The following is a 12,079-nucleotide window of genomic DNA, read 5'->3' as shown; positions in this document are numbered from 1 at the left end:
GGCGGGCGTGCTTACCCGCCCAGCTCCTGGCCGGTCTAGGCGTTCGCTCGTGTCTGAGTCGGTGTTGCGGGCCCGCCGTTTCAGCCCACGCGGCTCGTAGGGCTTTCCGCCGTTCTTCCACCCGGAGTGGGCCTCTGGCCGGCTGTTGGGCAGGACCAGCTCGCCCCACCTGATAGGACGAGCGGGAACACACTTTGCTGTCGGGATCAGCCCGGGCACCCGTGTCGCTGTGCTTCGGACGGCTGCCGAGCGAATCCGCAATGGGGACGAGCAGGGGGAGTCGGATGACTGACGAGCGCGTGCAGGACTGGGACGACGACTCTGAGTACCACGCGGCAGTTGGCCGTACCTGGCTCATCATCGTCATCGCGTTCGTGTGCTTCGCGGTCCTGATCGGTGTCGCGCTCGTCGGCGTACTCGGCGTCTTCGGGTCGTTGGAGGCGCTGTCGATCTTCTCCGGCTGACATCAACGCGGGGGACGACCTGAGGTCCGAGCAGTTCCCCGGGCCTCGGAGCGGTAGGGCGGCGGGTGGGCGTGCGTCAGTCCTCGGTGGTGTGGGCTTCTGTGGGTGCCTCTGGTGCGTCGTCAAATGAGCTGGATTTGTTCGGTGGTTCCGGCGCGTGGGTGATGGGACATGAGCGGGATCCGGGGCCTGTCCAGGTCGTCTGCCTGGCACTATGGGGCCGGTCAACTGCTGGGTGAGGGAGTGGCGCCGGGTGCGGTGGCGCGGAGGTTGTCTGAAAAGCGGTTGGCTGTGTGGATCCAGCGCTGAGATGCTCGTTGTGACCATGATTAATCGGGGAACAGGAGTACCACTCTTGAGGACGAAGCTCATTGCGCTCGGCGGCGCCGCGCTCATCGCGACGCTGCCGCTCGCCACCGCCCACACCGCATCCGCCTCGTCCGTCTGCCGGAAGGGCTCGGTCTGCACGTGGTCGAAGAATGACTTCGGCGGCACGAAGCGCACCAGCGGCCTGAACCCCTCGCCGGGCTGTTACGCGTGGAACGGCAAGACCGTCTCCAACCAGACCAAGAGGACGATCCGGGTCTACAGCGACGTCTCGTGCTACGGCAAGCGCGTCGACATCAAGAGCGGCCACTGGGGGCAGACCAAGCCGGGGGCGACCATCAAGTCCATCGCGGTCATCGGCCCGTGACCGCAGGCTAGGAGCTGGCCAGCACCCGCAGAACCGAGACACGGTCCCGGCTGTCGCATCGCGACGGTCGGGACCGTGTCTTTGCGCGGGGCGCAATGCGACCGCTGCGGGACGGCCCTTAGGTAATTGCGCAGGTGGGGATGTAGATGTCCGGGTCGGTGGTGAGGTGGCCATTGGCGGGGGTGAGGATTCCGCAGAGTCGTTTCACAGGCGTGTAGAGGGGGCGGCAGTCGGGTTCGATGCCGTCCTCGTCGGGAAACTCGAAGAGCCGGTGGAAGGGCACGGTGACGAACGGCCAGGCGCCGGGGATCTCCGGTGAATCGGGGTGGTACTGCCACACGGTGCCGAAGTGCCGGTTGTGGACTTCGCCGACGTACCACGAAGCGGTCTGGCGGAAGTCGCCTCCTTCGTCCTGGTGGGCCTGCTCGGCGGGAGCCGTAACGGCCCTGCACGGTGGGGAGTTGCAGCCTCGTTCGTATTAGTCATCCCATTTGAGGGCTCGGCGCTGTCACAGAGCGGTTCGTTTGTCGGGGAAGCGGAATGGGGGGTTTCTCTGCCGAATGGGGGATGTGGTGGGTCTTGGGCCGGGCCGAGACTGCGGAGGTGCCTCGGGGGAGCGGCCGAAGTCGGCTTGCTGGTGTGGTCGAACGGGGTGCATGCCTGAGGAGGGGAAGTGAGCGGTCCATGGGATACGTGCGGGGTGTGCCGGCTGGCAGGGGTGGGGTTTCGTGGGTGGCGAGGGTGATGGCGCTGGTGGGGGTGGTGACGGTGATGGCACTGGTGGGGGTGGTGGTCTCGGCGGGAGGCGGAGCCGGGGCCGGGGGTGGGGCGTATGCCGTGGGGGAGGCGGGATTGCGGTGGGCGCAGGCGTGGGGTGCTGCGGTGCAGGAGCCTGTTGAGGGGGATGTGGATGATGTGCCCAATTGGTCGCGGCAGGGGTTTCGTCATCAGTCGGTGCGTCAGGTCGTGCGGGTCGGTGTCGGCGGGGACCGCGTGCGGATCAGGCTGTCCAATCGGTACGGCAGGACGCCGCTGCGGGTGGACGGGGCGATGATCGCGCGGTCCGGGGGCGGGGCGCAGGCATGGCCCGGGACCGCGCGGAAGGTGAGCTTCCGGCACGCTGGTTCGACGGTGATCCCGGCGGGTGGGGAGGCGGTCGGTGATGCGGTGCCGCTGTCCACGTCCCCGTTGGAGAACCTGGTGATCACGCTGTACTTCGCCGGAGAGACCGGGCCGGCCACCTTTCACGGGGTCGGGCTGGCGGCGTCCTATCGGGCCAGTGGAAATCACCTCGACGACGTGTTGGCGCAGGCGTATCGCCAGTCGTCGCAGTCGTCTTACTTCCTGAGCGGGGTTGAGGTATCCGGGCCGTTCCGGGCGCGGCGGAACACGGTGGTGGCGTTGGGGGATTCGGCCACCGACGGGGTGGGGGCCACGGCGGAGGCCAACGGCCGGTATACGGATGCCCTGGGCGAGCGGCTGGTCGCCGGCCGCAGGAACCTTGGTGTGGTGAATGCCGGGATCGCCGGGAACATGCTGCTGACCAGCAGTTCCTGCTTCGGGGAGAAGGGTGTTGCGCGGTTCCGGCGGGATGTTCTGGACCGGCCGGGGGTGCGTACGGTGATCGTCGAGCTGGGGGCGAATGACGTCGGGGCCAACTGGGCCACGGGCCGCTGCTTTCCGTCGTCGCACAAGCCGGTCTCGGCGCGCCAGATCACCGAGGGCTACCGGGCGTTGATCCGCGCCGCGCACGGACGGGGGATCAAGGTCATCGGGGCCACGCTGGTGCCGCTGAGCGGGTATCCGGGCTATCCGGGCCATGCCGCCAAGGTGGAGCGGCTGCGTACGCAGGTGAACCACTGGATACGCACCAGCGGGGCGTATGACGCGGTCGTCGACTTCGACAAGGCCCTGGCGGATCCGGCCCACCCGGAGCGGCCACGGCCGGGCTATGTCTACGAGGACGGGCTGCATCCCAACGACGCGGGATATCAAGCTATTGCCAACGCCTTTGATGTGTCTGCCCTTTGAACTGGTGGTGTCGCGTTCGCTGGTCTGACGAGTTGGTTTACTGGGCTACTTTGTATTGAGGCATCCTTTGTTTTCGGGGCGGAGGGGAGGAGGGGAGGGGTGATCTCGGTCGGCCGGGATACTGCACTGCAAGTGGGGGGCGTCGGCGGTAAAATGAGCCGATGGCGTTGGGGATTGTGCGGTCGGTGGCTGCCGTGGGAAAACATGCGGGTGCCTGGAAACGCTTCTAGCGTGAGTGTCATGGGTACTCAACAGACAACACAGGACAAGTACTACGTCGTGGTTTCCGGTGACACGCTTTCCGGCATTGCTTCCCGTTTCCGTACCACTGTGAAGCAGCTTCAGATCTGGAACAGCATTTCGGATCCGAACGTCATCAAGGTGGGCCAGCGGCTGATCGTCGCCAAGGCCACGACGGGAGAGCCGCAGCCCGGTGATCCCAGCTTCGTTCCGTTCCCCGGCAGTGAATGGTTCAAGACCCTGCCGACCAGCCCGATCATCCAGATGATGGGGCTGCGCCTCGTGGAGGAAGGGTGCGGTGCCGCTTACGGGTTCAGCGGTCCGGGGCCGAAGTGGAACGACAAGCACCGTCAGGCATATTCCTCCTTCCAGAGTGCGCTGGGATACTCGGGCCCGGATGCGGACGGCTGGCCGGGGCGTAAGTCCTGGGACCAGCTGCGTGTTCCGTTCCCGGAGGAGGATTATGGCGCCCAATGAGGCGCGGGAGAATGGCGCCCAATGAGGCGTGGAGCACGGCGCCCGATGAGGCGTGGAATCGGAATCAGTGTGGAATCCCTGCCGTGTGGCCGCCGGGGAGGAGAATGGCGGCTGCGGGGTGGGGATTTGCTGTGAGGTGGGGATGCTGAGAGGTGGGATTGTGGGTGGGGGCCGGGGGTTGTCGTGGGATTGCTGTGCGGGGGCGCGGTAAAGTGGTCGTGGAATGTGGAATTGTCTTCCCGGCATGATGCGGAAAGTGGGCAGGGGTCACGGTGGGTGCGCGGAGGGCGGGGGGAATGGGCGGGGCCCGGCGCGGGGCTGTGGTGATCCGGCGGGCCGAGGAGCGGGATGCCGGGCGGCTCACTCGGCTGGTGCGGAGTTCTCGCGCGTACGAGGGGCGGTATTCCTCGATGGTCGAGGGGTATCGGGTGGGGCCGGACTACATCGCGGCGCATCGGGTGTTCGTTGCCGTGGAGGAGGCCGCCGGTGGTGCGGACCCGGGCGAGCGGGCGGCGGAGCGGGTGTGGGGCTTCTATGCGCTCATGGTGGAGCCGGCCGAGCTGGATCTGATGTTTGTGGCGGACCAGGCGCAGGGGTACGGCATCGGGCGCCGGCTGTTCGCGCACATGCGGGAGGAGGCGCGGCGGGCCGGGCTCGACCGCGTGCGCGTGGTGTCGCATCCGCCCGCCGAGGGTTTCTACCGGAGCATGGGCGCCCGGCCGGTCGGTACGGTGCGGGCCAATCCGCCCGCGGTGATGTGGGACCGGCCGGAGCTGGCCTTTCTGGTGGGGCCTGGCGAGGAGCGCTGCTGAGCCTGTGGTCGGGGCGTGGGTCGGGGTGCGGGCCTGGGCGCCGGGCGCGGGTCTGGCCGCAGTGGGTGGGATAGCGGTGCGGGGCCTGGGGGCAGTGCGCGCGGGGTGGGGTGGCAGGCTGCGGGCAGGGCGGTGAAAATCGCTGGCGGGGTTGGTCTTTCGCGGTGATTGTGGGGGTATGGCGCGATCATTTGAGGACCTGGTGGCCGAGGCCGAGGGCGTATCGGTCGAGGGATGGGATTTTTCGTGGCTGGCGGGGCGGGCCACGGAGGAGCGGCCCTCGTGGGGATATCAGCGGGCGATGAGTGAGCGGTTGGCGGGTGCGTCGGCCGCGTTGGACCTCCAGACGGGCGGCGGCGAGGTGCTCGCCGGTGCGGCGAAGCTGCCGCCGGTGATGGTGGCCACGGAGTCCTGGCCGCCCAATGTCGCCAAGGCCACCGCGCTGCTGCATCCGCTCGGTGCGGCGGTGGTGGCAGATGCGGACGAGCCGCCGCTGCCGTTCGCCGATGAGGCATTCGACCTGGTGACGAGCCGCCATCCGGTGACGGTGTGGTGGGAGGAGATCGCCCGGGTGCTCCGGCCCGGGGGCACGTACTTCTCCCAACAGGTCGGTCCGGCGAGTGTGTTCGAGCTGGTGGAGTACTTCCTGGGGCCGCAGCCGGAGCACGTACGGCGGGCCCGCCATCCCGAGGATGCGCGCCGGGCGGCGGAGGCGGCGGGCCTTGAGGTGGTCGATCTGCGCGCGGAGTCGCTGCGGACCGAGTTCTTCGACATCGGGGCGGTCATCTACTTCCTGCGGAAGGTGGTGTGGATGGTGCCCGGCTTCACGGTCGACCAATACCGGGACCGGCTGCGGGAGTTGGATGAGCTGATCCGTACGGAGGGGCCGTTCGTGGCGCAGACGACGCGGTTCCTGATCGAGGCGCGGAAGGGGTAGGCAGGCCGCGCTTCGGGCCGGGTGTCCGGTCCGCTTGTCTGGTGCGCTGGTCCGGTGCGCTGCTCCGGTCGGTCTCGCCGGTCCTTCTGCCCGCCCCGCTTTGCCGGTCGGCCTTGCGGTCCGCTTCTTCGGTCAGAATCTGCGTCCGTCTCTTCGGACTTGCTCTTCGGACTCCCTGCTCGGGCCGCCTCCTCAAGCTGCCGTTCTGGTCGGGCCGTTGGCCTACGGGACGGCCGGGACAGCCTTAGCCGCGGCGGGCGGCTGAGGCGATCGTCGCGCGGGCTTCCTCTGCGGACAGACCGGTGTGGCAGGCGGCCGCTGTGAGCCTGGCGGCGAGTTCCTGGCCGAGGCCGGATTCCTGGGCGCGGCAGGCCGCCCAGAAGAGCCGGGCATTTCGCTGGCCGCGCGGGGAGGCCCGGACGAAACGTATGAGCGCCGCGGCGGGCTGGGGCGGGACGCCGTACGGCGGCTCGCGGTGGGCGGGCGGTGGCGGGGCCGTGAGCAGGGTGAGGAGGGCTTCCGGCACGGGGGCGGGGCGGTGTGGGGTGTCGGCTGCGCGGACATACCGGCCGTGGGTGGTGAGTGAGCCGGGGCCGACGAGATAGCCGCCAGCGCCGCGGACGTCGATGCCGGGGGCGAGCCGGCCGACCGAATTCGGTACGGGCAGGGACGGCGGGCCGGTGAACCAGAGGTGGCGGCCGCCGCTGGGGGTCAGGACCGTGACGGTCGGCGGGAGCGGGAAGCCGTGCTGTTCGGCGAGGAACCGGAGGGCGGTCAGGCCGTCGGCGCCGTTCTTGGTGTCGAGGTCGATGCCGATGAGGTGGTGCGGGGGCCGTCCGCAGGCGATGCCGTAGCCGGTGGCCCAAGGGGCGGCGGCGAACATACGGCGGACGGTGAGCGGGTCGGTGCTCGCGTCGTGTACGCCGTGCCCGAGCCGGCCGCAGGCGCCGCGGCAGGGTGGTTTCTCGGGGTGCCCGCGGTGCGGGGACCGGATGGCGGGGAGCTTGCTGCGGGTCAGCGGCATGACCGGGTAGCCGGCCTCGGCGGCGAGGAGTGCCTGGGTGAGCGCGGCGGCGGGCGGGGCCGTGAGCGGGTCCGTGAGTGCGGCGGTGGGTGCGTCCATGGGGGCGGACGGGGCCATGGGCGCGGTGGCGGGCGGGTCCGTGGATGTGGTGGCAGGCGGTTCCACGGGCGTGGTGGCGGGCCGGTCCATGGACGCGGTGCCGGGTGCCTCCGTGGGTCGGGCGGGGTGCAGGCCGGTCCCCGAATCGGCCCACGGGTCTGGCTCCTGCTTGGCCGACGAGTCGGCCCATGGGTGGGGCTGCTGCTCGGCCCGCGAGTCGGCCCACGGGCCGGGCCACGGGCCTGGCTGCTGCTCGGCCCACGGGGCGGCCCACGGGTCTGGCTCCCCCTCGGCCCGCGGATCGCGTTGTGTGCCGCCTGACGGGTCGGGTCCCGTGCCGCGCCAGGGGTCAGGCGTCATGGCTCCCCGTGGATTGGCTCGGCTGTTGGTCCAGGGGTCGGGCGGGTGGTCGGTCGGTCTTCCGGCATGGCGGCGGTGCATGGCCATGGCTCTATTTTCGTACGGATGTTCGACAAAGGGAAGGGGGCGTGTGTGCATTGACCCGCGCGCCGGGTGCGTCGATGCGCCGGGGTGGGCTCGTCGGCCGCGCCATGGACGGGCCTGTCCGCGAGACCGGGGGTCGCCGCACGGGTGTGACCGGGGGTACGTGTGCGACGGGGGTTTACCCGGGGTTCCTCATGCTTGCGGGGGAATCGCCGCCTCGCGGCGGGTTCGCCGGGGGTTCGTGGGCAAGGCTGAGTGCGCGACGTCGAGGCAAGTATCGCGGTGGTCGGCCAACTGCCCGATGAGAGAGCGGAGTTCAGCAGTCGTGTTCCGTAGGAGGAGAAGAGACATGGCAAGCACCCGTACCGCCCGCGCCTTCGCCGTTGCCGCCGCGCTGCCCTTTGCGGCCACCCTTTTCACCGGCGTCGCGCAGGCCGACAACGGCGGCTTCGCGACCAGTGGGTCGAGCTCGGCGGCGACGAGCCAGACGGGGACCGGTGTCGGCGGTGACAACCTCGGCAACTCGACCACCGGCCAGCAGGTCGCCAACGGTGCCGGCGCCTCCAATCAGAACAACACCGCGAGCGTGAACGGCTCCGCCGGTTCCACGGACATCGACCAGACCAACTCCACCATCACCTTCAACAACTTCGAGTGATCCGGCCTGCCGTGTAGGGGGCACGCCGCGCAGGGGGCCGCCGCCCGGGGGCGCGGCGGCCGTCCAGGGGGCGGGGTGGGCGCCCAGTAGGGGAGACGTCAGGGTCGGCACGGAGGGAATGGGGCTTCTCCGGGGTTCACTGCGCCGACCTTGACAGCGAGCGGGTTTCTGACGGACAGTCAGAAACCCGCTCGCTCGTTCGTATGTCCGGACCCAGCGCACCGGGCGTACGGCCACCAGAAGGGGAGGCCGCCGACGTGCACCTCGCCCCCACCGCGCGCCAGGAGCGGCTGCGCGCCGCACTCCGTTCGTACTTCCGGGAGCTGCTGCCGGACGGGCCGGTCGAGGACGCCGCGGCGCAGCGTGCGGTACTGCGCCGGATCGGCGCCGACGGCATGCTGGGTCTGGGCTGGCCGACCGCGTACGGCGGGCAGGGCCGCGGTCCCGACGAGCAGTTCGTGTTCTTCGACGAGGCGTACCGCGCGGGTGCCCCGGTCTCGATGGTCACGCTCAACACCGTCGGCCCGACGCTGATGAAGTACGGCACCCAGCAGCAGAAGGACTACTTCCTGCCGCGCATCCTCAGTGGCGAGCTCGTGTTCGCGATCGGCTATACGGAGCCCGAGGCCGGTACCGATCTCGCCGCCCTCCGCACCCGGGCGGTGAAGCAGCCGGGCGCGGGCGGCGCCCCTAAGGGGGCCGAGGGTACCGGCAGCACCGAGGGCGCCCGCAGCACCGAGGGCGCCGGTAGCACCGAGGGCGCCGGTAGCACCGAGGGCGCCGGTAGCACCGGCGGCCCAGGCGGCACCGGCGGCCCCGACGCCCTTAGGGGTCCCACCGAGGCCGCCCACTGGCTGATCAACGGCACCAAGAGCTTCACCAGCAACGCCCACCGGGCCGACTGGATCTGGCTCGCCTGTCGCACCGACCCCGACGCGCCCAAGCACCGGGGGATTTCGATCATCCTGGTGCCGACCGACGCCCCCGGCTTCTCGTGGACGCCGATCGAGACCGTCGGCGGGCTCACGACCACCGTCACGTACTACGACGGCATCCGCGTCCCGGCCGGGAACCTCGTAGGGGAGGAGAACGCCGGCTGGCAGCTGATCACCAATCAGCTCAACCACGAGCGCGTCGCGTTGGCCGCCCTCGGTATGCAGGCCGAGGACGCCTTGGACGCGGCGCTGGCGTACGCCCGCACACCGGACCCGGAGACCGGCGAGCGGCCCGCCGACCGCCCCTGGGTGCGGTCCCGGCTCGCCGAGGCGCACGCCCGGCTGGCCGCCACCCGGCTGCTGAACTGGCGGCTGGTCGACGAGGTGGGCGCCGGGACGCTCAGCCCCGGGGACGCCAGCGGCGTCAAGTTCGCGGGGACGGAGAGCACCGTCGAGGTCTACCGGATCTGCCAGGAGGTGGCCGGTGACGCCGCCCTGGTACGGCGAGGTTCGCCGGGCGTCTTCGGGGACGGGGAGCTGGAGCGGATGAACCGTGCGGCGCAGATCAACACCTTCGGGGGCGGCGTGAGCGAGGTCCAGCGGGAGATCGTCGCGACGATGCGGCTGGGGATGCGGAGGGGGCGCCGATGAGTCCGGTGCAGCTCGCATACGAGCAGCTCAGAGCCTATGAGGGCCGGCCGACCTCGGCTCCCGGGGTGGGGAAGGACCTGGTCAACGAGCCGATGATCCGGCACTGGTGCGAGGCCGTGGGCGACACCAGCCCCGCCTACCGGGGGCCGGACGCCGTCGCCCCGCCGACCATGCTTCAGGCATGGACGATGGGCGGCCTCTCCGGCCACGCGGACCGCTCGGGGGCGTACGACGAACTGTCCGGGTTACTGGACAGCGCCGGGTACACCTCCATCGTGGCCACCGACTGCGAGCAGGAGTATCTGCGGCCGCTGCGGCCCGGTGACCGGATCACCTTCGACTCGGTGATCGAATCGGTGTCGGAGTGCAAGACCACGAAGCTGGGGGTCGGGCACTTCATCACGACGCGGATGGATATCCGCGCGGACGGCGAACCGGCCGGGACGCATCGCTTCCGGGTCCTCAAGTACGCCCCGGCCGCACGGCTTTCCAAGACGGACGGGCGGTCTCCCGAGGCGGTTGGTCGGTCCTCCAAGCCGGACGGGCGGTCTCCCGAGGCGGACGGCCAGCCCTCCAAGACGGACGGCCGGTCCTCCAAGACTGACGGCCAGCCCTCCAAGACGGCGGAGCGACTGACGGCACCCGAGCCACCTGAGCCACCCCGGGCGCCTGAGCCACCCCAGTACCCTCGCCCCCGCCGTCCCCGGCCCGTCATCAACCGCGACAACGCCGGCTTCTGGGAGGGCGTCCGCGGGCACCGGCTGCTGATCCAGCGCTGCACGGGCTGCCGGACGCTGCGCTTCCCCTGGTTGCCGGGGTGCAACAGCTGCGGGTCACCGGAGTGGGACACCGTCGAGGCGAGCGGCGCGGGGACGGTCTTCTCCTACGTCGTGATGCACCATCCGCCCTTCCCCGCGTTCACGATGCCCGACGCACCGGCCGACGGGGCGGGCCCGGATGCGGTGGCCTCCGGCGCAGCGGGCTCCGGTACGGCGGGTCCCTACGCGGTCGGGCTGATCGAGCTCGCGGAGGGGGTGCGGATGGTCAGCAACATCGTCGGCGTCCCCTACGACAAGGTCCGGATCGGGATGGCCGTACGGCTCGAATTCCTGTGTGTGGATGAGGAGTTGGAGCTGCCGGTCTTCCGGGTGGTCGAGGGAGGTGAGGGCTGAGATGGACTTCACGCCCACCCCGGAACAGACGGCGGCCCGTGAGCTGGCCGCGGAGATCTTCGGCGACCTGTCCACACCGGAGCGCCTCGCCGCAGGCGACAGCGGTACCGATGCCGCCCTGTGGAAGGCACTGTGCGCGGCCGGTCTACCAGGCGCCGCGGAGGAGGCCGGCCTGCTCGGGCTCGTCCTGATGCTGGAGGAGCAGGGCCGTACGACGGCCCAGGTGCCGTTCGCCGCGACCTGTGTGTACGGCCTGCTGGCGATCGGCGCCCACGGCAGCGCGGAGCAGCGGGCGCGGCTGCTGCCGCCGCTGCGGACCGGCGAGGCGGTCGCCACCGGGGCCTTCCCGGCGCGACGCGGCGGCGTACGGGCCGAGGGCACGGCGGACGTCACGGCGGACGGGCCGGCGAACGGGACGACGGACCGGCCGGCGAGCGGAACGGTGAACCGGACGGGCCGGCTGACCGGTGTCGTGCCCGTGGTGCCGTGGTTGTGCGCGGCCACCCATGTGCTGGTGCCGGACGGTGCCACGCGGACACTGTGGCTCGTACGCACCGACGCCGACGGGGTGCGGCGGGACCCGGTCGAGACCACCGCACCGTGGTCGGCGGGCCGCCTCACCCTGGACGGCGCCTCGGCCGAACGGCTGGGCCCGGACGCCCGAGTCGAACGCCGGGTCCCGGGCACTCCGGCCGACCCCATGGCCTCAGACGCCCCTGCCGCGCGCCCCGCCCCGCACGCCCGAGCCGAACGCCTGGCCCCGGCCCCCAGCGCCCTCACCCACCCCGCCCGGCCCGCCATCCGCGACGCCTACGCCGACATCCTGGCCCTCGCACGGACGGCCTTCGCCGGGCTTCAGGCCGGGGTCGCGGCCGGCTCCCTGGCTCGTGCGGTGGCCCACACCACCACCCGCGAGCAGTTCGGCCGCCCGCTCTCCACGAACCAGGGTGTGCTGCTGCGTGCCGCCGACGCCCACATGGACATCGAGGCCATCCGGCTCACGGCCCACGAGGCGGCCTGGCGCCGGGACGCGGGCCTGGATGCCGGACCGCATGCGCTGACCGCCGCCTGGTGGGCGTCCGAGGCGGGCACCCGCGTGGTGCACACCGGCCAGCATCTGCACGGTGGCATCGGCGCCGACCTCGACCACCCCGTCCACCGGCACTTCCTCTGGGGCAGACAGCTCGCCGGATACCTCGGCGCGGGCGCCGAAGCCCTGGAGGAACTGGGCGAGTTGCTCACGGAGGAACGCCCGGCGCCGACCGGCCGCCCGGCCCAGCCGCCCCGGACGGAGGCCCCATGAAACCGGACGGAGGCCCCATGAAACCCGGCGCCATGAAGGCCACCGATACGAAAGCCGATGGCGGCACACCACCCAGTGACACACCACCCAGCGGCACACCAGCCCGCGACCTGAGAGCCCGTGACGTGAAAGCCGATG

12 protein-coding genes are annotated in these 12,079 nt (G+C 70.9%); 10 read left to right on the top strand and 2 right to left on the bottom strand.

Going from position 1 to position 12,079, the window contains the following annotated elements:
* Positions 1 to 284 precede the first annotated feature (284 nt).
* Positions 285 to 464 carry a hypothetical protein gene (locus tag ACFWJW_RS10185; protein ID WP_387237465.1) on the top strand — a complete coding sequence of 60 codons (180 nt, stop codon included), beginning with the start codon at positions 285 to 287 and terminating at the stop codon, positions 462 to 464.
* Between the two features lie 355 nt (positions 465 to 819).
* Entirely contained in the window at positions 820 to 1,158 is a 339-nt protein-coding gene (locus tag ACFWJW_RS10180; protein ID WP_387237462.1) for a peptidase inhibitor family I36 protein, read from the top strand.
* A gap of 118 nt (positions 1,159 to 1,276) precedes the next feature.
* On the opposite strand, the gene ACFWJW_RS10175 is transcribed toward ACFWJW_RS10180, so the two are convergent.
* On the bottom strand, positions 1,277 to 1,498 hold the full coding sequence (locus ACFWJW_RS10175) for a hypothetical protein (protein ID WP_387237459.1): 222 nt from the start codon (positions 1,496 to 1,498) through the stop codon (positions 1,277 to 1,279).
* Positions 1,499 to 1,902: 404 nt separating this feature from the next.
* On the opposite strand from ACFWJW_RS10175, the gene ACFWJW_RS10170 reads away from it, so the two are divergent.
* From ACFWJW_RS10170 to ACFWJW_RS10155, 4 genes are all read left to right on the top strand, one after another.
* Positions 1,903 to 3,189, top strand: coding sequence for an SGNH/GDSL hydrolase family protein (locus tag ACFWJW_RS10170; RefSeq protein WP_387237809.1), 1,287 nt, complete (start codon positions 1,903 to 1,905; stop codon positions 3,187 to 3,189).
* Between the two features lie 240 nt (positions 3,190 to 3,429).
* A complete protein-coding gene (locus ACFWJW_RS10165; protein ID WP_387237456.1) occupies positions 3,430 to 3,906 on the top strand; it encodes a peptidoglycan-binding protein in 477 nt (158 codons plus the stop codon).
* A gap of 296 nt (positions 3,907 to 4,202) precedes the next feature.
* Positions 4,203 to 4,718 carry a GNAT family N-acetyltransferase gene (locus ACFWJW_RS10160; protein WP_387237453.1) on the top strand — a complete coding sequence of 172 codons (516 nt, stop codon included), beginning with the start codon at positions 4,203 to 4,205 and terminating at the stop codon, positions 4,716 to 4,718.
* A gap of 178 nt (positions 4,719 to 4,896) precedes the next feature.
* Positions 4,897 to 5,655: a methyltransferase domain-containing protein gene (locus ACFWJW_RS10155; RefSeq protein ID WP_387237450.1), complete on the top strand. Its 759-nt coding sequence runs from the start codon at positions 4,897 to 4,899 to the stop codon at positions 5,653 to 5,655.
* 244 nt (positions 5,656 to 5,899) lie between these two features.
* Here ACFWJW_RS10155 and ACFWJW_RS10150 read toward each other — a convergent pair whose 3' ends face one another.
* Entirely contained in the window at positions 5,900 to 6,778 is an 879-nt protein-coding gene (locus ACFWJW_RS10150; RefSeq protein ID WP_387237448.1) for a bifunctional DNA primase/polymerase, read from the bottom strand.
* A gap of 793 nt (positions 6,779 to 7,571) precedes the next feature.
* Here ACFWJW_RS10150 and ACFWJW_RS10145 point away from each other — a divergent pair.
* The 4 genes from ACFWJW_RS10145 to ACFWJW_RS10130 all read left to right on the top strand — a co-directional run bounded on the left by ACFWJW_RS10145 (position 7,572) and on the right by ACFWJW_RS10130 (position 11,941).
* Positions 7,572 to 7,880 (top strand): hypothetical protein, encoded by a 309-nt coding sequence (locus ACFWJW_RS10145; RefSeq protein ID WP_387237446.1) that lies wholly within the window; start codon positions 7,572 to 7,574, stop codon positions 7,878 to 7,880.
* 257 nt (positions 7,881 to 8,137) lie between these two features.
* Complete coding sequence (locus ACFWJW_RS10140; protein WP_387237806.1) at positions 8,138 to 9,466, top strand: acyl-CoA dehydrogenase family protein; 1,329 nt, start codon at positions 8,138 to 8,140, stop codon at positions 9,464 to 9,466.
* Entirely contained in the window at positions 9,463 to 10,638 is a 1,176-nt protein-coding gene (locus tag ACFWJW_RS10135; RefSeq protein WP_387237443.1) for a bifunctional MaoC family dehydratase N-terminal/OB-fold nucleic acid binding domain-containing protein, read from the top strand. The genes ACFWJW_RS10140 and ACFWJW_RS10135 overlap by 4 nt, the downstream gene beginning before the upstream one ends.
* A 1-nt stretch (position 10,639) precedes the next feature.
* A complete protein-coding gene (locus ACFWJW_RS10130) occupies positions 10,640 to 11,941 on the top strand; it encodes an acyl-CoA dehydrogenase family protein (protein ID WP_387237440.1) in 1,302 nt (433 codons plus the stop codon).
* The last annotated feature ends 138 nt before the right edge of the window (positions 11,942 to 12,079 follow it).

Source organism: Streptomyces sp. NPDC127097 (assembly GCF_042724075.1).
Lineage (GTDB): Bacteria > Actinomycetota > Actinomycetes > Streptomycetales > Streptomycetaceae > Streptomyces.
Note: the sequence above shows the minus strand (reverse complement) of the source record. Positions and strands in the feature narration are given on the sequence as shown.